This window comes from Erwinia phyllosphaerae (genome assembly GCF_019132875.1).
GTDB classification, from domain to species: Bacteria; Pseudomonadota; Gammaproteobacteria; order Enterobacterales; family Enterobacteriaceae; genus Erwinia; species Erwinia phyllosphaerae.
On sequence record NZ_JAHSPF010000008.1, the window covers coordinates 59,533 to 78,385 of the forward strand.

General features: G+C 54.8%; 20 protein-coding genes. 14 read left to right on the forward strand and 6 right to left on the reverse strand.

Translation table 11 applies throughout. From position 1 onward, the window contains the following. Window positions 1–139: 139 nt before the first annotated feature. Both KUE00_RS14725 and KUE00_RS14730 read left to right on the forward strand, forming a co-directional pair. Window positions 140–574, forward strand: coding sequence for a type II toxin-antitoxin system RatA family toxin (locus tag KUE00_RS14725; RefSeq protein ID WP_246760642.1), 435 nt, complete (start codon window positions 140–142; stop codon window positions 572–574). Then, window positions 567–854 carry an RnfH family protein gene (locus tag KUE00_RS14730; RefSeq protein ID WP_246760643.1) on the forward strand — a complete coding sequence of 96 codons (288 nt, stop codon included), beginning with the start codon at window positions 567–569 and terminating at the stop codon, window positions 852–854. Before KUE00_RS14725 ends, KUE00_RS14730 begins: the two co-directional genes overlap by 8 nt. A gap of 103 nt (window positions 855–957) precedes the next feature. Here KUE00_RS14730 and bamE read toward each other — a convergent pair whose 3' ends face one another. From bamE to nadK, 3 genes are all read right to left on the reverse strand, one after another. Continuing rightward, window positions 958–1,302, reverse strand: coding sequence for an outer membrane protein assembly factor BamE (gene bamE / locus KUE00_RS14735; RefSeq protein WP_246760644.1), 345 nt, complete (start codon window positions 1,300–1,302; stop codon window positions 958–960). A 171-nt stretch (window positions 1,303–1,473) separates the two neighbouring features. Next, the gene (gene recN / locus KUE00_RS14740) at window positions 1,474–3,135 is read right to left on the reverse strand and encodes a DNA repair protein RecN (protein ID WP_246760645.1); all 1,662 of its coding nucleotides are present in this window, start codon (window positions 3,133–3,135) and stop codon (window positions 1,474–1,476) included. 87 nt (window positions 3,136–3,222) lie between these two features. After that, complete coding sequence (gene nadK, locus KUE00_RS14745; protein ID WP_246760646.1) at window positions 3,223–4,101, reverse strand: NAD(+) kinase; 879 nt, start codon at window positions 4,099–4,101, stop codon at window positions 3,223–3,225. 124 nt (window positions 4,102–4,225) lie between these two features. On the opposite strand from nadK, the gene grpE reads away from it, so the two are divergent. Then, window positions 4,226–4,804: a nucleotide exchange factor GrpE gene (grpE, locus tag KUE00_RS14750; protein WP_246760647.1), complete on the forward strand. Its 579-nt coding sequence runs from the start codon at window positions 4,226–4,228 to the stop codon at window positions 4,802–4,804. Between the two features lie 116 nt (window positions 4,805–4,920). Here grpE and ung read toward each other — a convergent pair whose 3' ends face one another. Continuing rightward, window positions 4,921–5,601 carry a uracil-DNA glycosylase gene (gene ung / locus KUE00_RS14755; RefSeq protein WP_246760648.1) on the reverse strand — a complete coding sequence of 227 codons (681 nt, stop codon included), beginning with the start codon at window positions 5,599–5,601 and terminating at the stop codon, window positions 4,921–4,923. Window positions 5,602–5,861: 260 nt separating this feature from the next. Between ung and grcA the strand changes: the two genes are divergently transcribed. Beyond that, window positions 5,862–6,245 (forward strand): autonomous glycyl radical cofactor GrcA, encoded by a 384-nt coding sequence (grcA, locus tag KUE00_RS14760; RefSeq protein ID WP_246760649.1) that lies wholly within the window; start codon window positions 5,862–5,864, stop codon window positions 6,243–6,245. A gap of 233 nt (window positions 6,246–6,478) precedes the next feature. Here grcA and srmB read toward each other — a convergent pair whose 3' ends face one another. Next, entirely contained in the window at window positions 6,479–7,810 is a 1,332-nt protein-coding gene (srmB, locus tag KUE00_RS14765; protein WP_246760650.1) for an ATP-dependent RNA helicase SrmB, read from the reverse strand. Between the two features lie 132 nt (window positions 7,811–7,942). Between srmB and trmN the strand changes: the two genes are divergently transcribed. Next, a complete protein-coding gene (gene trmN / locus KUE00_RS14770; RefSeq protein ID WP_246760651.1) occupies window positions 7,943–8,680 on the forward strand; it encodes a tRNA(1)(Val) (adenine(37)-N(6))-methyltransferase TrmN in 738 nt (245 codons plus the stop codon). Here trmN and nadB read toward each other — a convergent pair whose 3' ends face one another. Next, window positions 8,681–10,273, reverse strand: a complete 1,593-nt coding sequence (gene nadB / locus KUE00_RS14775; RefSeq protein WP_246760652.1) for an L-aspartate oxidase — start codon at window positions 10,271–10,273, stop codon at window positions 8,681–8,683. A gap of 360 nt (window positions 10,274–10,633) precedes the next feature. Between nadB and rpoE the strand changes: the two genes are divergently transcribed. The 9 genes from rpoE (at window position 10,634) to recO (ending at window position 18,830) form a co-directional block, all read left to right on the forward strand. Next, window positions 10,634–11,209, forward strand: a complete 576-nt coding sequence (rpoE, locus tag KUE00_RS14780; RefSeq protein WP_246760653.1) for an RNA polymerase sigma factor RpoE — start codon at window positions 10,634–10,636, stop codon at window positions 11,207–11,209. A 30-nt stretch (window positions 11,210–11,239) separates the two neighbouring features. Then, entirely contained in the window at window positions 11,240–11,887 is a 648-nt protein-coding gene (gene rseA / locus KUE00_RS14785; protein ID WP_246760654.1) for an anti-sigma-E factor RseA, read from the forward strand. Continuing rightward, entirely contained in the window at window positions 11,887–12,831 is a 945-nt protein-coding gene (rseB, locus tag KUE00_RS14790) for a sigma-E factor regulatory protein RseB (RefSeq protein WP_246760655.1), read from the forward strand. Before rseA ends, rseB begins: the two co-directional genes overlap by 1 nt. After that, window positions 12,828–13,289, forward strand: coding sequence for a SoxR-reducing system protein RseC (rseC, locus tag KUE00_RS14795; RefSeq protein ID WP_246760656.1), 462 nt, complete (start codon window positions 12,828–12,830; stop codon window positions 13,287–13,289). The genes rseB and rseC overlap by 4 nt, the downstream gene beginning before the upstream one ends. 321 nt (window positions 13,290–13,610) lie before the next feature. Then, window positions 13,611–15,410, forward strand: coding sequence for a translation elongation factor 4 (gene lepA / locus KUE00_RS14800; protein ID WP_246760657.1), 1,800 nt, complete (start codon window positions 13,611–13,613; stop codon window positions 15,408–15,410). A gap of 25 nt (window positions 15,411–15,435) precedes the next feature. After that, window positions 15,436–16,398, forward strand: coding sequence for a signal peptidase I (gene lepB, locus KUE00_RS14805; protein WP_246760658.1), 963 nt, complete (start codon window positions 15,436–15,438; stop codon window positions 16,396–16,398). Between the two features lie 120 nt (window positions 16,399–16,518). Continuing rightward, window positions 16,519–17,199, forward strand: a complete 681-nt coding sequence (gene rnc / locus KUE00_RS14810; protein WP_246760659.1) for a ribonuclease III — start codon at window positions 16,519–16,521, stop codon at window positions 17,197–17,199. Beyond that, window positions 17,196–18,104, forward strand: coding sequence for a GTPase Era (gene era / locus KUE00_RS14815; RefSeq protein WP_246760660.1), 909 nt, complete (start codon window positions 17,196–17,198; stop codon window positions 18,102–18,104). Before rnc ends, era begins: the two co-directional genes overlap by 4 nt. Continuing rightward, a complete protein-coding gene (recO, locus tag KUE00_RS14820) occupies window positions 18,105–18,830 on the forward strand; it encodes a DNA repair protein RecO (RefSeq protein WP_246760661.1) in 726 nt (241 codons plus the stop codon). Window positions 18,831–18,853 lie beyond the last annotated feature (23 nt).

Here is an 18,853-nt window from a genome sequence, read left to right on the forward strand (position 1 = left end):
GAAGCGGTGAATGATGGCATCCCCTGTAACAAAAAGCGCGGGGAAAAGCGCTATTTTAGCAGAACGCTGGCGGCTGAGAATTTTTGTTTGCAAGCCGTCGATGGTATTATTGTAAAGTTTAAGATTAACAGGAAACGTTATGTCCCAGATTAGTCGTTCTGCGCTGGTGCCCTACAGTGCTGAGCAAATGTTCCGATTGGTAAACGATGTGGATGCCTATCCGGAGTTTCTTCCAGGGTGCACCGGCAGTCGCGTGCTGGATTCCAGTGAACAGCAGATGACGGCATCGGTGGATGTTTCCAAAGCCGGCATCAGCAAAACGTTCGTCACGCGCAATACGCTAACCAACAATAAAAGCATTCACATGCAGCTGGTTGACGGGCCTTTCCGCAAGCTTACCGGTGGCTGGTTGTTTACCGCACTGAGCGAAGACGCCTGCAAGGTCGAACTCAACCTGGAGTTCGAATTTACCAACATGCTGGTAGAAATGGCGTTCGGGCGGATCTTTAAAGAGCTGGCCAGCAGCATGGTACAGGCTTTCACCAAACGCGCGAAAGAGGTCTACAGTGCCTGATATCGCGGTAGAAGTGGTCTATGCGCTTCCGGAAAAACAGTATCTCTATACGGTTACTGTGGAGGAGGGGGCCACTGTCGAGCAGGCGATCAAAGCTTCCGGGCTGCTGGAGCTGCGTAGCGATATCGATCTTGCCAGCAATAAAGTGGGCGTGTTTAGCCGTCCGGTTAAGCTGAGCGATGAGGTGCACAGCGGCGACCGGGTGGAGATTTATCGTCCGCTACTGGCCGATCCTAAAGAACTGCGCCGCCAGCGTGCAGAAAAAGCAGCAAAAAAATAAGGCGCCGTCAGCGCCTTATCTCTTCTTATGATGTTTTAAACCACCAGGTCTGGCTTTACCGCCAGGCATCCTGATTTGCTTTACATCACAGCCTTCTGAATGCTTAGCCTTTAGAGCTAAGCTGAGGCTTGTTGTCGATGTTGGTCAGCACGCCATTGCTGTCAAAGGTCAACGTCAGCGTCTGCTGCGTTACCGGCTCGTGGCCCGGTTCCTGACGGAAGACGTAATACCAGACGTTGCTGCCAAAAGGATCGCGCATCATCGGCGTACCCAGGGTGTATGCCACCTGCTGTTGGGTCATGCCGGTATGGATTTTAGAGACGTCATTTGCAACCAGGTAGTTGCCCTGGTTGATGTCTGGCCGGTAAACCACTCGCTCCAGAGTGGAACATCCAGCGGTCGTCATCAGCAGAACCACCGCCGCAGCAGTCAGCGTTTTACAGCGCATAAGTATCTTTATTCCTTTTCGGGCCAACACCTTGGGCATCAGGCTATTTATTTTCAGTATCGGTTTATCGCTTCGATAACAGCGTCAGACGTCGATGATAATAAACCTTTCCGCAGTTGGAAACCTCTACGGAGCATGGTTATGACCTCGGGATGCCAAAAAAGTGCGGTTTCAGGCCGCTAAAAGCTCTTTTGCGTTAGCCAGCGTGTTGCGGGTGACCTCGCTGCCGCCCAGCAGGCGTGCCAGCTCCTGCAGGCGGGCGCGCTTGTCCAGCGGCTGCATATGCGTTTCGGTCATGGCGCCATCCGTTTCTTTGCTGACGAAAAAATGCTGATGACCGCAGCCAGCAACCTGCGGAAGGTGGGTGACGCACATAACCTGGGTAGATTCGCCAAGCTGACGCAGCATTTTGCCCACAACCGCTGCGGTTGGGCCGCTGATACCGACGTCGACTTCGTCGAAAATCAGCGCTGGCGTATCCATTTTACGTGCGGTGATAACCTGAATTGCCAGCGCGATACGCGACAGCTCGCCGCCGGAAGCAACTTTAGACAGCGGCTGAAGTGGCTGACCCGGGTTGGTGGTCACGCGGAATTCGATGCGGTCGGCACCCTCTAAGGTCAGATGGTCAGGATTAAACTGTACCTCGATAGCCAGCTGGCCGTGCGGCATCGAGAGCGCGTGCATGCTTTCGCCAATCAGCTGGCTCAGCTCCTGTGCGTAGTGCATACGGCGCTGATGCAGCCTTTCCGCGCAGCCCATAGCGGTTTGATGGTGCTTCGCCACGGCCAGCGCCAGCTCTTCCTGATTGCTTTCCTGCTGGTCAAGCTGTGCCTGTTCATCCAGCAGCTGCTGATGAAAGCCCGCCAGCTCTTCCGCAGAGATCCGGTGCTTGCGTGCCAGCGAGATATAGCGCGACAGGCGCTGTTCCAGCTCGTAAAGACGGTTAGGATCCAGATCCAGACGCTCGCAGTAGTGGCGCAGCTCGTCGCTGGCTTCGCTAACCTGAATGGCGGCTTCATCCAGCATCACGCAAACGCCGTTCAGCTTTTCATCAAGCGCGACCAGCTCGCCCAGCAGCTGCTGCACGGTATAAAGCTGGTTCTGTAGGGTGGCATGCTCGCCGTCGGCCAGCATCATCAGCGCCTGCTGACTGGTTGACAGCAGCTGGCCGCTGTTGGCCAGACGCTTATATTCTTCATCAATAGCTTCATACTCGCCGGCCACCGGAGCGAACTCGTTCAGCTCTTTCAACTGATACTGCAACAGCTCGCGGCGCGCTTCACGCTCCTGCGACAGCTGCTGATGCTGGGCCAGAATGCGACAGCTCTGGTTCCACAGGCGGTAGCTCTGCGCCATCTCCTGCATCAGGCCGTTTTCGCCCGCATAGCCGTCAAGCAGGGTTTTCTGATGCTCCGGCTTCAGCAGCAGCTGATGCGCGTGCTGGCCGTGAATCTGAATCAGTAGCTGACCGAGATCGCGCAGTTGAGAAAGCGGGACAGAGGTGCCGTTAATAAAGCCGCGAGAACGACCGTCGCTGCTGATCACGCGGCGCAGCAAACACTCATTGCCCTCGTCCAGCTGGTTTTCCACCAGCCAGGCAAGCGCAGAAGGGGTATCTTTTAGCGAAAAGCGGGCACAGAGGTCGGCGCGGGTTGCGCCCTGACGCACCATATCGGCTTCAGCGCGACCGCCCAGGCAGAGGCCGAGCGCGTCGATGGCAATAGATTTACCCGCGCCGGTTTCGCCGGTAATCGCGGTCATGCCACGCTGAAAATCGATCTCAAGTTCACGAACAATCGCAAAATTACTGATGGTCAGTTGTGCCAGCATAGAAGCGTTCCTGTATGAAAACACAGATATGGTTTTTCATACAGTATATACTGGTTCTATAACCAGTAAAGTAGCTGGCAGCGGATTTTAAAACAATTTTTTCGACCAGCCAAGCTTCGAGCTTAACGTGTTGAAGTAATTATAATTTTGCGGATGTATCAAATTCAGATGATCCTCATTACGGCGGATCAGCACGTCTTCCCCTTCCTGAATAGGCAAGGCTATCTGGCTGTCGCAGCTCACTTCTAAATCGCCACGCATGTGCGAAAACTTCAGGCGAATAGTGCTGTTGCTGTTAATGACCAGCGGTCTTGCGGACAGCGTATGTGGGAACATCGGCACAATGGCGATAGCGTCCAGTGAAGGCGTCAGGATCGGGCCGCCTGCCGAAAGCGAATAGGCGGTAGAGCCGGTTGGCGTAGAGATAATCAGGCCGTCAGAACGCTGGGAAAAGGCGAACGTCTCGTCAATATACACTTCGAATTCGATCATGTGGGCGACTTTGCCAGGGTGCAAAACAACCTCATTGATAGCCGTACCGATACGTGGTTCGCGCCCCTGGCGGCAGACCTGCGCTTCCAGCAGAAAGCGGCTCTCCGTAATGTATTTCCCTTCCAGCACGTCGGCCAGCTGCTGTTGCGCATTATCGGGATCGAGATCGGTTAAGAAACCCAGATTGCCGCGGTTAATACCGATCACCTTAATGTCGTAGCGCGCCAGCACTCGCGCCGCGCCTAACATATTGCCGTCGCCGCCCACTACCACGGCCAGATCGGCCTTTTGTCCAATGTCCGACAGCGAGCCGGTTTCCACATCGGCAAGCTTCAGCTCACGGGCAATCTGCTGCTCGATGATCACCTGATAGCCCTTTGCCGTCAGCCAGCGATAAAGCATTTCGTGTGTGGTCAGCGCGGTAGGATGGCGCGGATGGCCCACGATACCGATGCAGTTAAAATGGTTGTTCATGATGCTGGCATTCCTCATGAGGTAAACTACCTCAGACAATGTGACGGGTTCCCTTGAAACCGCAATTCTGATCCCCATAATAAGCGAACCAGCGAGATGAATGTGCACAAACGCGGAGAAATTCATGAGTAGTAAAGAACAGAACACACCAAACGAGCAAGTCTCAGACGATATTGAGATGGAACAGGCCACCCAGGACGCAGAGACGGCAGAAGTGGTGGATCCGCGCGACGAACGCATTGCCGAACTGGAAGCCCAGCTGGCGCAGGCGCAGGGTGGCGTGCGTGAAGCGCAGCTGCGTGCTCAGGCGGAAATCGAAAATATTCGTCGCCGTACCGAACTGGACGTAGAAAAAGCGCATAAATTTGCGCTGGAAAAGTTCGCCAACGAGCTGCTGCCGGTGATCGATAGCCTGGAGCGCGCGCTGGAAGTTGCCGACAAAGAAAAGCCGGAACTGGCTGCGATGATCGAAGGTATCGATCTGACGCTGAAATCACTGCTTGGTGCGGTGCGTAAGTTTGGCGTAGAAGTCATCGGCGACGTTAACGTGCCGTTTAACCCGGAACTTCATCAGGCGATGTCGATGATGGAATCCGAAGACGTGGCGCCAAATCACGTGCTGATGGTTATGCAGCGTGGCTATACGCTGAACGGTCGCCTGCTGCGTCCGGCGATGGTCGCCGTTTCTAAAGCCAAAGGCTAAAACCGGTCATCACTGACGACGCGGTTAACGTCTCAAAGCCTGAATAATAAACTGCACCCCAAAAGTTGGCTGGCCAACTGAGTAAGGTGCAGTTTTTTAATGCCGAAAGCCGGGTCTTACTCAGGTAAAACCGGCGTCCAGTCGATCGGCTTTTCGCCGTGCTGCTCCAGCCATTCGTTGGTCTGAGAGAAATGCGCGCAGCCAAAGAAGCCACGGTGGGCAGAAAGGGGAGAAGGGTGGGGCGCCTGCAATACGTGATGGCGCTCGCGATCGATAATGCTGCCTTTTTTCTGCGCGTGCGAACCCCACAGCAAAAACACCACGTTCTCGCGATTTTCATTAATAGCGGCAATAACGCGATCGGTAAAAGTTTCCCAGCCAAAGCGAGCGTGCGAATGCGCCTGTCCCGCCTCTACCGTTAACACGGTATTCAACAGCAGCACGCCCTGGCGCGCCCAGCTTTCCAGAAAGCCGTGGTTCGGGCGCTGGAATCCCGGAATATCGGTCACCAGTTCTTTATACATATTAACCAGCGAAGGCGGTACGGCCACGCCAGGCAACACGGAAAACGCCAGCCCGTGAGCCTGATTCGGCCCGTGATAAGGATCCTGACCCAGAATCACCACTTTGACATCGCCCAGCTCCGTCAGGCGAAAAGCATTAAACACGTCTTTCTGTGGGGGATAGACGGTTTTGCCCGCCGCGCGTTCGTTCGCCACCATCGACAGCGTTTCAATGAAGTAAGGTTTTTCTTTTTCCTCGGCCAGCACGTCGTGCCAGGTCAATGCGTTGCCCATCTCCGCCTCCTTTAGAGTAATCAGCGGGTAGCTTAACGCGGATCGCCACCGTGACAAACTTAAAATAAATTTTAAATTTACAAAATAGTTTTGTAATCAATGCGTGATAAATCATCGGGTTGATGACCCAGGACAAATAAGAACAGGGTCATTTTTGATTTTGGTCAAAATGGTTGCGGTGAGGGACTGTTATATAAGTGACCGTAGATCAATTTCTATTTGCTGACGCTTCGTCAGTAAAAATAGCCTGGGAGGCAATAATGATTTCCGGAATTCAGATTACCAAAGCGAATAATCCTGCTCTGCTGAACTCTTTCTGGCTGCTTGATGATGAGCGCGCAGAAGCCCGCTGCGTCTGCGCTAAAGCCGATTATCAGGAAGACCAGATTGTTGCGGTCAGCGACCTTGGCCAGATCGAATACCGCGATGTTCCGCTGGACGTGCAGCCTCAGGTACGGGTAGAAGGCGGTCAGCATCTGAATGTAAACGTGCTGCGTCGTGAAACGCTGGAAGAGGCCGTTAAGCATCCGGAAAAGTATCCGCAGCTGACCATTCGCGTTTCTGGCTATGCGGTGCGCTTTAATTCTTTGACGCCAGAGCAGCAGCGCGACGTTATTGCCCGCACCTTTACCGAAAGTTTGTAATAAACGCGAAGGATTGTGCCAGCAGCGCCGGGATAACTTGCCTGGCGGTGTAAATAACATCAGGGAAGAAAAAGCGTTATTTATTGAAAAATAACGGTTGTTTATAAAACAAGAAAGGCTGTTGACGTTTAAACAGGTGTTTGAAGGAAAAGCTAAACTTAACGCACAAAAAGTTTCAGTTATGTAATAAAAAAACCGCCTGATAAAGGCGGTTTTTTTGTGGTGCGGTTTACTTATTCAGCGCTATCGGTTTTTGGTGCGGCGCTTGGCTTACGACGCTTGCCGATATTTTTGGCATCGCGATGGCGTTTCTTCACGCGCGGCTTGTCGTCGCTCTGTTTCTTTTCTTTCTCTTCTTTACGCTTCGCCAGCACTTTCTTGGACGGCTTGCCGTTCAGCTTCTCGCTTGGTGTACGCGTGGTCGGACGCAGTTCGTCAATGGTGCGCGCTTTCAGCGGCTCATTGATATAGCGGCTGATTTTGCCCAGCAGCAGGTGGTCATGTGCCTCAACCAAAGAGATAGCCACGCCTTTTTTACCTGCGCGACCGGTACGGCCGATACGGTGCAGATAAGTGTCGGCGGTGCGCGGCAGGTCAAAGTTGAAAACGTGGCTGACGTCATCAATATCAATACCGCGCGCGGCCACGTCGGTTGCCACCAGCACGTTTACACGGCCGTCAACAACGCGCTTGATCGCTTCGTTACGCTTGAACTGCTCCAGCTCGCCTTCCAGATAGCTGGTGTTGATACCGGCCTCGCGCAGCCAGCCGCACAGCTCATGCACGCGCTCGCGCTTACGAACAAAGATCACGGAACGGGTAACTTCCGGCTGCTGTAACAGGTGCAGCAGCAGCGCGGTTTTGTGCTTCACATCGTCAGCACGGTAATACCACTGCTGGATTTTTTTACGCTCGCGCCGCGCCGGATCCGCTTCGATTTCTACCGGATCGTTCAGCAGACGCTCGGAGAAGTCTTTAATCGCATCACCTTCCAGCGTGGCGGAAAACAGCAGCGTTTGCTTGCGCCAGCGGGTTTCTGCAGCAATGGTTTCGATATCCTGGGCAAAGCCCATATCGAGCATGCGGTCGGCTTCATCCAGAATCAGCGTTTCCACCGCGCGGCAGTCAAAGTTTTCTTCTTTGATGTACTGCAGCAGGCGGCCGGTGGTCGCTACCACCACGTCCTGGTTTTCGCTGAACACTTCCGCATGGTTCATATAGGCCACGCCGCCAGTGATCGTTGCGATATCCAGATGGGTATTTTTTGCCAGCTCGCGTGCCTGATCGGCAACCTGCATTGCCAGTTCACGCGTTGGCGTCAGGATCAGGATACGCGGCGGGCCAGATTTTTTGCGCGGGAAGTCCAGCAGATGCTGGAGCACGGGCAGTAGATAAGCCGCGGTTTTGCCTGTACCTGTTGGTGCCGAACCCAGAACGTCGCGACCCTCCAGTGCAGGCGGGATCGCAGCGGCCTGGATTGCCGTGGGGCGCGTGAAGCCCTTTTCCTGCAGGGCACCCAGCAGGCTTTCATCAAGTTCGAGTTCGGAAAAAGTGGTTACAGTCATGGTCTACCTCAGTTTGGGGCGCTGATTATAGACAGATTGCGCACGATCTTCATCTGTTTGTGTAGAATGAATGACTTTTCCTTACATCTCAATTGTCCTATGCTAGCGCCGTTTCCCTTTCAGGTCGGTCAAATGTCTCAACAAAAAGCGGTATTGCGCGCTAACGGCTTTACCTTCAAACAATTTTTTGTCGCTCACGATCGCTGCGCCATGAAAGTCGGCACCGACGGCGTACTGCTGGGCGCATGGGCACCCATTGCGGGCGCGACAAGCGTACTGGATATCGGTACCGGCAGCGGTCTGATTGCGCTGATGCTGGCACAGCGTACGGGCGAAAACGTCGCCATCGACGCCGTAGAGCTGGATGAGCAGGCGGCCAGCCAGGCGCAGGAGAATGCGCTGTCGTCGCCCTGGGCCAGCCGCATACGGATTTACCAGGATGACATTCGCCACTGGACCAAAGGGTGCGAACGTCGCTACTCGTTAATCGTCAGCAATCCGCCTTATTTTATTCCCGGCAGCGAGTGCGCCACGCCTGAACGCGCTTCTGCCCGCTACACCACGGACCTGACTCACGACGTTTTACTCTCCTGCGCTGAAGATCTCATTACGGAAGAGGGCTTTTTCTGCGTAGTGCTGCCGACAGCGGCGGGCGACAGGCTGGTGGAGCTGGCGCAACAGCACGGCTGGCATTTGCGCTACCGGACAGACATTGCCGATAACGATAACCGGCCGCCAAACCGCGTTCTGCTGGCGCTTTCGCCTGCGTCCGGCGAACCGTTTCTGGACCGGATGACGATACGCGGGCCGGATCAGCATTATTCAGAGGCGCACTGTAGCCTGACCCGCGATTTTTATCTTTTTCGCTAATCAGGGCGTCAGGATCGTCGGCCTGGCTTCCGGCAGCTGCTGCGGATAATCCAGCGTATAGTGCAGGCCACGGCTCTCTTTTCGTTCCATCGCGCAGCGCACCATCAGTTCCGCCACCAGCACCAGATTTCGTAACTCCAGCAGGTTATTGGAGATGCGGAAGTGAACGTAATACTCTTCAATCTCCTGCTGGAGCAGGTTAATACGGCGCAATGCCCGCTCCAGTCGCCTGGTGGTGCGCACTATCCCTACATAGTCCCACATAAATAGCCGCAGCTCGTGCCAGTTGTGCTGGATGATAACGCGCTCATCTGAATCATCGACGCGGCTTTCATCCCAGGCTGGCAAATCTTCAACGGTGGGCACCTGCTTAAGATATTCAGCAATATCTTCTGCCGCCGACCAGCCGTAAACCAGGCATTCAAGCAGCGAATTGGAAGCCAGCCGGTTTGCGCCATGCAGGCCGGTGTAGCTGACTTCGCCAATGGCGTACAGCCCGCTAAGATCGGTGCGCCCGTGATGATCGACCATTACGCCGCCGCAAGTGTAGTGAGCAGCAGGCACAATCGGAATGGGTTCTTTCGTCAAATCAAAACCCAGCGTGCTTAGCTTTTCTGCGATGGTTGGAAAGTGCGCCAGAATAAAATCAGCCGGTTTATGGCTGATGTCCAGATACATGCAGTCCGCGCCCAGCCGTTTCATTTCATGGTCGATGGCGCGGGCAACGATATCGCGCGGGGCCAGCTCGGCGCGCGGATCGAAGTCGGGCATAAAGCGCGTGCCGTCGGGGCGTTTTAAGAGGGCGCCTTCACCACGTAGCGCCTCCGTCAACAGAAAATTTCTGGCTTCCGGATGAAACAGGCAGGTTGGATGGAACTGGTTAAACTCCAGATTGGCTACGCGACAGCCTGCACGCCAGGCCATTGCAATGCCGTCGCCGGAGGCCACGTCCGGGTTAGTGGTGTACTGGTAAACCTTGGCGGCTCCGCCCGTCGCCAGCACCACGACGCGAGCGCGGCAGGTTTCTACTTTTTCGCGTTTTCGGTTCCAGATATAAGCGCCCACCACACGGCGTTCGCCGGGAAAACCTGGCTTATCGGAAGCAATCAAATCCACAGCGTTGCTGCGCTCAATAATGTGAATTGAAGGATGACTAAGCGCCTGGCTGACCAGCGTGGTTTCTACAGCGCGACCGGTGGCATCCGCGCTGTGCAGAATGCGCCGATGGCTGTGACCGCCTTCGCGCGTCAGGTGGTAGGTATCCTGCGAGTTTTCTTTATCGAACAGCACGCCATTATCAATCAACCACTGTACGCAGTGGCGGGCGTTGCTGGCGATAAAGGAAACCGCTTCACGGTCGCAAAGCCCATCACCGGCAATCAGCGTGTCTTCAACATGTGATTCGATACTGTCGGTTTCATCAAACACGGCCGCGATGCCGCCCTGGGCGTAAAAAGTAGATCCTTCGCTGACCGGCCCTTTACTTAAAACAATGACCTGATGCTTTTCTGCAAGGCGCAGCGCCAGTGAAAGACCGGCCGCGCCGCTGCCAATAACCAACACGTCACAACTATACTCAGAAGATAAGCTCATAGTGTTTAATTTACTAAACAGGTTGTTTGTTGAGCATAGCGCCGATCGCCGCGGGTAAAAAGGTTTTTTTCCAGGCAATCGGAAAATAAGCGGACGTAGCGCGGTTCAGACTGGCCCGAAAAAAGCGCGGGGTTGTGTATTTAATTTTGTAGCGGTTTATTATGATGAACGCGCAAGATTTTAACGTGAAAAAGCGCCCTTCATAGAGTACTCTGCGGCGATGCCATACATGACACCGCAAATATAACGGCGCAACGGAACTTTACTCATGACCATCACTCTAAGCGCATGCTTGCTCAATTATGAGTTACGGGTAGTTCGTACAGGCGTGGAAAAAGATTTGGGGAGACATTACCTCGGATGAGCGAGCAGTTAACGGATCAGGTTCTCGTAGAGCGAGTTCAGAAAGGAGATCAGCGGTCATTCAATTTACTGGTAGTGCGCTATCAGCATAAAGTGGCGAGCCTGGTGTCCCGCTATGTGCCCTCAGGAGACGTACCTGATGTAGTGCAGGAATCATTTATTAAAGCCTATCGCGCGCTGGAGTCATTTCGCGGGGATAGCGCTTTTTATACCTGGCTCTATCGAATCGCCGTCAATACGGCAAAAAATTATCTGGTTGCTCAGGGGCGTCGACCGCCGGCCAGCGATGTGGACGCTATTGATGCGGAAAACTTCGAAAGTGCTGGCGCGTTAAAAGAAATATCGAACCCTGAGAACTTAATGTTGTCGGAAGAATTGAAACAGATGGTTTTTCGCACCATCGAGACGCTGCCTGAAGATCTTCGCATGGCGATTACGCTGCGCGAGCTGGATGGGCTGAGCTATGAAGAGATAGCCGTCATCATGGCGTGTCCGGTGGGGACGGTTCGCTCGCGCATATTTCGCGCGCGCGAAGCCATTGATAATAAAATTCAACCGCTTATCCAACGTTGACGTGAGCGGATACAGGAAGGGTACTGAGGCATGCAGAAAGAACAACTTTCCGCTTTAATGGACGGCGAAACGTTAGACAGTGAAGTTTTGTCCGCATTGTCTGAAGACGCCGCGCTGCAAAAACAATGGGAAAGCTATCATCTTATCCGCGATACCCTGCGGGGCGATGTTGCGCCGGTTATGCATTTCGATATCGCTGCGCGTGTTGCTGCCGCTATCGAAAACGAACCCGTTAAAAACAGCAGCACGCCGCTCATTCCAGAAGCGCAGCCAACGCCAGAGCACTATGGCAAAATGCCGTTCTGGCACAAGGTCCGCCCGTGGGCGGCACAGATTACCCAGGTTGGCGTAGCCGCCTGCGTGTCGCTGGCGGTGATTGTCGGCGTGCAGCACTATAATCAGCCGCAGGAAGGGCAGTCCCAGTCGGAAGCACCGGTGTTTAACACGCTGCCGATGATGGGCCAGGCTTCTCCGGTTAGCCTGGGCGTGCCTTCTGAGTCAAGCAGCAATGCGCCGCAGCAGGTACAGGATCAGCGTCGTCGCGTTAACGCTATGCTGCAGGACTACGAACTGCAGCGCCGTCTGCATTCTGACAGCCTGCAGTTTGAGCAGACCCCTGGACAGCAGGCCGCCGTTCAGGTTCCGGGTAACCAGTCGTTAGGAATTCAGCAGCAGTAATGAAGCAGCTTTGGTGCGCCGTCAGCCTTATGGCTGGCAGCCTGATTTCCTTCTGTGCCCCGGCGCAAACCACGTCCGGGGCGCTGTTGCAACAGATGGAGCAGGCCAGCCAGTCTCTCAGTTACGAACTTGCTTATATTAACGTCTCGCGGCTTGGGATTGAGTCTTTACGCTATCGCCATGCCGTACTGGATAACAAGGTCTATGCTCAGATGCTGCAGATGGACGGGCCGCGCCGTGAAATTATTCAGCGCGGCAATGAAATCAGCTATTTTGAGCCGGGCCTGGAGCCTTTTACCCTGGCAGGTCAACATATCGTTGACTCTTTGCCCTCGCTGGTCTTTGCCAATTTCCAGAAGCTTTCAGAATACTATGACTTCGTGCCGGTAGGGCGCACCCGCATCGCTGACCAGCTGTGTGAGGTTATTCGTATCGTTGCCCGTGACGGCACGCGATACAGCTATGTCGTCTGGCTGGACAGCGATACAAGGCTGCCGCTGCGGGTAGATTTGCTGGATCGGGATGGCGAAACGCTGGAGCAGTATCGCGTCGTCAGCTTTGCCGTTGACGACGGCGTGCGGAAAATGATGCAGAGCCTGGAAAAAGCCAGCCTGCCGCCTTCGCTTTCCGTGCCGGTCAGCGATAAGACCACGTTTAGCTGGAAACCGAGCTGGCTACCTGCCGGGATGAAAGAAGTGACCCAGAGCCGCAGGCAGATCCCTTCGGTGAACAAACCCGTGGAGTCACGGCTTTACTCTGATGGGCTGTTCAGCTTCTCAATCAACGTCAGCGCGGCCGATAAAGACAGCGTCAGCCAGCTATTGCGCACAGGACGTCGTACGGTGCAGAGCGAAATACGCAATAATAAGGAAATTACGGTAGTCGGTGAGCTTCCGCCATCAACCGCCAGGCGTATCGTTGACAGCATAGGTGTCGCAAAATGATGAGAGAATGGGCCACGGTGGTTTCCTGGCAAAACGGCGTAGCCACGCTGCATTCAGAACTGAAAACCTCGTGCAGCAGCTGTTCTGCCCGCAAGGGGTGCGGCAGCCAGGTGCTCAACAAGCTTGGGCCGAAAGATGCTCACGTGATGAAAATCGCCAGCGCCGAGCCGCTTAAGCCTGGTCAGCGCATCGAGTTGGGGATTGCAGAGAAAAGCCTGCTCAGTTCGGCGCTGCTGGTTTACATGACGCCGCTGGTGGGATTGTTTCTGCTGGCCGGTTTGTTCCAGATGCTGTTCCACAGTGATTTGGCCGCCGCCGCTGGCGCGCTGCTGGGCGGCATCGGCGGGTTTATCGTGGCTAAAGGTATTTCCAGCTATCTGGGTAAATCCGCTTCATTCCATCCAGTAATTTTAAGCGTGGCGTTACCGCCAGACGCGCTGCGTGTTGAAACTGATTAATCCCCTGAAAACCCGCACAGCCGTCCGTCGCGCTGTCGGGTATCCGTGTTCCGATCCGCTGTTTATGCCCTATGGTTATACGGCGGATTATTTCTGACTGTTTCCAGAACGTGCTTTCCTGCAAATGGCGCTACAGTAAGAGTGGCAGCCAAAAAAGCGCGTCCCGAGCGAAATCATGCGCTATGCGTGTGAATTCTTTCGTGGCGGGGGCTAACAGTGTAAGATGCGTGCTCATTGATGGCGGGTACATTGCAGTCGGCCTGAACGACGCTGTCCACCGTAAGAACTAAACCGAACGTTTAAGCGAAAATATTCATATAAATGAAGCATATAAGAAACTTTTCTGTCATCGCTCACATCGACCACGGCAAATCGACGCTCTCTGACCGTTTGATTCAAATTTGCGGTGGCCTGACCGAACGTGAAATGGCCGCCCAGGTCCTGGACTCAATGGATCTGGAACGTGAACGCGGCATTACCATTAAGGCGCAGAGCGTCACGCTCGACTACCACGCGCCGGACGGTGAAACTTACCAGCTCAATTTTATCGACACGCCGGGACACGTGGACTTCTCCTATGAAGTGTCGCGCTCGCTGGCGGCTTGTGAAGGCGCACTGTTGGTGGTTGACGCCGGACAGGGTGTAGAAGCCCAGACCCTGGCGAACTGCTACACCGCGATGGAAATGGATCTGGAAGTAGTACCGGTACTGAATAAAATCGATTTGCCGGCTGCCGATCCCGATCGCGTATCGCAGGAAATTGAAGATATTGTCGGTATCGACGCGACCGATGCGGTGCGCTGCTCGGCTAAAACCGGCCTTGGCGTGCCGGACGTGCTTGAACGTCTGGTGCGTGACATTCCACCGCCGGAAGGCGATCCGGAAGGCCCGCTGCAGGCGCTGATTATCGACTCCTGGTTCGATAACTACCTGGGCGTGGTGTCGCTGGTACGTATCAAAAATGGCACGCTGCGCAAAGGCGAAAAAATCAAGGTGATGAGTACCGGACAGGTCTATAACGCAGACCGCCTGGGTATTTTCACGCCAAAACGCGTCGATCGCGACGTGCTGAACTGCGGCGAAGTAGGCTGGCTGGTCTGCGCCATCAAAGACATTCTGGGCGCGCCGGTTGGCGATACGCTGACGCTGTCACGCAATCCAGCGGAAAAAGCGCTGCCGGGCTTTAAGAAAGTGAAGCCGCAGGTTTACGCCGGTCTGTTTCCAATCAGCTCTGACGATTATGAAGCCTTCCGCGACGCGCTGGGCAAGCTAAGCCTGAACGACGCCTCGTTGTTCTACGAGCCAGAAAGCTCCACCGCGCTGGGCTTTGGTTTCCGCTGCGGCTTCCTGGGTCTGCTCCACATGGAGATCATTCAGGAACGTCTGGAGCGTGAATACGATCTGGAGCTGATCACCACAGCGCCTACCGTAGTCTATGAAGTGTTTACCACCTCAGGCGATACCATTTACGTGGATAGCCCGGGCAAGCTGCCGCCGCTGAACAACATCGAAGAGCTGCGTGAGCCGATTGCCGAATGTCACATGCTGCTGCCGCAGGAATTCCTGGGTAACGTCATTACGCTTTGTATCGAAAAGCGTGGCGTGCAGACCAACATGGTTTACCACGGTAACCAGGTTGCGCTGACCTATGAAATCCCAATGGCGGAAGTGGTGCTCGACTTCTTCGACCGTCTGAAATCCACCTCGCGCGGCTATGCGTCACTGGATTACAACTTCAAACGCTTCCAGGCTTCCAACATGGTACGCGTCGATGTGTTGATCAACTCCGAGCGCGTCGATGCGCTGGCACTGATTACCCACAACGATAATGCACCGTACCGTGGCCGCGAGCTGGTTGAGAAGATGAAAGATCTGATCCCGCGCCAGCAGTTTGATATTGCGATTCAGGCCGCCATCGGCAACCACATTATTGCCCGTTCCACCGTTAAACAGCTGCGTAAAAACGTCCTGGCGAAATGCTACGGCGGCGACGTCAGCCGTAAGAAAAAGCTGCTGCAGAAGCAGAAAGACGGTAAGAAGCGCATGAAGCAGGTCGGCAACGTCGAGCTGCCGCAGGAAGCTTTCCTGGCAATCCTGCACGTGGGTAAAGACAGTAAATAAAGCCTAACACTACGAGGGAACTGGAATGGCTAATATGTTCGCCCTGATCCTGGCGATAGCAACGCTCGTAACCGGTATTATCTGGTGCGTTGACCGATTCAAATGGGCACCGGCTCGTCGTGCGAGCCAGGCGCTGGCCGACGCGGCGGCAGAGAATGCCGGCCAGAAAAAAACGGTAAAGCAGCCGGGCTGGGTAGAAACGGCCGCTTCCGTTTTTCCGGTGCTGCTGCTGGTCTTTGTGGTGCGCTCTTTTATTTATGAGCCGTTCCAGATTCCGTCGGGTTCGATGATGCCAACGCTGCTGATCGGCGATTTTATTCTGGTGGAAAAATTTGCCTACGGCATTAAAGATCCCATCACCCAGACGACGCTGATCCCAACCGGTCATCCTGAGCGCGGCGATATCGCGGTATTTAAATATCCGAAAGATCCGAGCATGGACTATATTAAACGCGTTGTGGGCCTGCCTGGCGACCATGTCAGTTACGATCCGCAGAGCAAAACCGTGACGATCAATCCAGCCTGCGCGCCAGGAAAAACCTGTGATACGGCGCTGCCGATCACCTATTCCGACGTGCAGCCAAGCGACTTTATCCAGACCTTCAGCGGCTTTGACGGTAACGAAGTTGGCAACGGCTTCTGGCAGAAACCGCAGGGTGAAACCATTCAGGGCGGCCTGCGCCTGGCGACGCGTAACGAAACGTTGGGCAACGTCACTCACCGCATTCTGCTGGTGACGCAGGCGCAAAGCCAGGCAAGCTCTTACTATCAGCAGCCGGGCCAGCCGCAGGCGAGCTGGGTCGTGCCTGCCGGCATGTATTTCATGATGGGCGACAACCGCGATAACAGCGCCGACAGTCGTTACTGGGGCTTTGTACCAGAGAAGAATCTGGTCGGCAAAGCCACCGCCATCTGGATGAGCTTTGAAAAGCAGGAAGGGCAATGGCCAACTGGCGTTCGCCTTAGCCGCATCGGCGGTATTCATTAGCGCAACAGCTAAACGGGTGGCTCCCTGCGGGGAGCCACTGCACACGAAACAGTCTCGTGTTGGCGTGTCCAGCCCTGTTCCCTGTGCAGGAAAATTTTCGCATTAAGATATTGGTAACGCATGAACCCCATCGTAATTAACAGGCTCCAGCGGAAGTTGGGCTACACTTTTACCCATCAGGAACTGTTGCAGCAGGCGTTGACCCATCGCAGCGCCAGCAGTAAACACAATGAAAGACTGGAATTCCTGGGCGATTCTATTCTCAGCTACGTCATAGCTAACGCGCTTTACCACCGTTTTCCCCGCGTGGATGAAGGTGATATGAGCCGTATGCGCGCCACGCTGGTGCGCGGCAACACGCTGGCGGAGATGGCCCGTGAATTCGATCTGGGTGAATGCCTGCGCCTGGGACCAGGCGAACTGAAAAGCGGCGGCTATCGCCGCGAGTCGATTCTGGCCGATACCGTAGAAGCGCTGATCGGCGGCGTTTTCCTGGACAGCGATATCCAGACGGTAGAACAGCTGATCCTGAACTGGTACGCCAGCCGCCTCGATCAGATTAGCCCGGGCGACAAACAAAAAGATCCAAAAACGCGTCTGCAGGAGTATCTGCAGGGTCGCCATCTGCCGCTGCCCTCCTATCTGGTGGTGCAGGTGCGTGGCGAAGCGCATGACCAGGAATTTACTATCCACTGCCAGGTGAGCGGCATGACGGATCCGGTTGTGGGAACCGGCTCCAGTCGTCGCAAAGCTGAGCAGGCAGCGGCCGAACAGGCGCTGATTAAGCTGGGACTTGAATGAGCGAACAAACCACCCATTGCGGCTTTATTGCTATCGTAGGCCGCCCGAACGTCGGAAAATCGACGCTGCTGAACCAGTTACTGGGGCAGAAGATTTCTATCACCTCGCGTAAGCCGCAAACTACGCGTCACCGCATTACCGGTATTCATACTGAAGATGGCTATCAGGCCATCTACGTGGATACGCCGGGCCTGCATATGGAAGAAAAGCGCGCCATCAACCGCCTGATGAACCGCGCGGCCAGCAGCTCAATCGGCGACGTTGAGCTGGTTATTTTTGTTGTCGAAGGCACCAAATGGACCGATGACGACGAAATGGTGCTGAACAAGCTGAAAGACGGCAAAGTACCCGTACTGCTGGCAATCAATAAAGTTGATAACGTCACCGATAAAACTATCCTGCTGCCGCATATGCAGTTCCTTGGTCAGCAGATGAACTTTATGGATATCGTGCCGATCTCTGCGGAAACGGGCAAAAACGTCGACACCATCGCCAGCATCGTGCGTAAGCGTCTGCCGGAAGCGGAGCACCACTTCCCGGAAGAGTACATCACCGACCGTTCGCAGCGTTTTATGGCGTCAGAAATGATCCGCGAGAAGCTGATGCGTTTCCTGGGTGCCGAGCTGCCTTACTCCGTAACCGTGGAAATTGAGCAGTTTGTCACTAACGAACGCGGCGGCTATGACATTCACGGCCTGATCCTGGTTGAGCGCGAAGGCCAGAAAAAAATGGTTATCGGTAACAAGGGCGCGAAGATCAAAACCATCGGTATTGAGGCACGCAAGGACATGGAAGAGATGTTCGAAGCGAAAGTGCACCTTGAGCTGTGGGTGAAGGTCAAGTCCGGTTGGGCAGACGACGAGCGTGCGCTGCGCAGCCTGGGTTACGTAGACGATCTGAAATAAATGGAAGGCTGGCAGCGCGCATTTGTTCTGCATGGACGCCCCTATAGCGAAACCAGCCTTCTGCTCGACCTCTTTTCAGAAAACTATGGCCGTATTCGCGTGCTTGCCAAAGGCGCACGCGGTAAACGTTCCAGCCTGAAGGGCGCTTTGCAGCCCTTTACGCCGCTGCTGGTTCGCTGGGGCGGTCGCGGCGAAGTCAAAACGCTGCGCGGCGCAGAACCTATCTCGCTGGCTCTTCCTCTTTCCGGCATCTCTCTCTACTGTGGCCTGTACGTTAACGAACTGGTTTCGCGCGTGCTGGAGCAGGAGACCGCTTTTACCGAGCTTTTTTTCGATTATCTGCACTGTATTCAGGAGCTGGCCGCGGGCACAGGATCGCCGGAACCGGCGCTGCGCCGCTTTGAGCTGGCCATGTTAGGCCATCTTGGCTACGGCGTAGATTTTCTGCACTGCGCGGGAAGCGGAGAAGAGGTGACGGATGAAATGACCTACATCTATCGTGAAGAGAAGGGCTTCATCGCCAGCCTGGTAAAAGGCCATAAAAGCTTTACCGGACGAGAGCTGCGAGCGCTGGCGGAACGTAGCTTCCCGGATATGGATGCGCTCAGGGCGGCCAAGCGCTTCACGCGGATGGCGCTCAAACCCTATCTGGGCGGCAAGCCGCTGAAGAGTCAGGAGCTTTTTCGTCAGTTTGTGCCGAAAAAACGCGCGGACGCGCCGCAGTAACGTCGCCTGGCTGTACCGAAAGA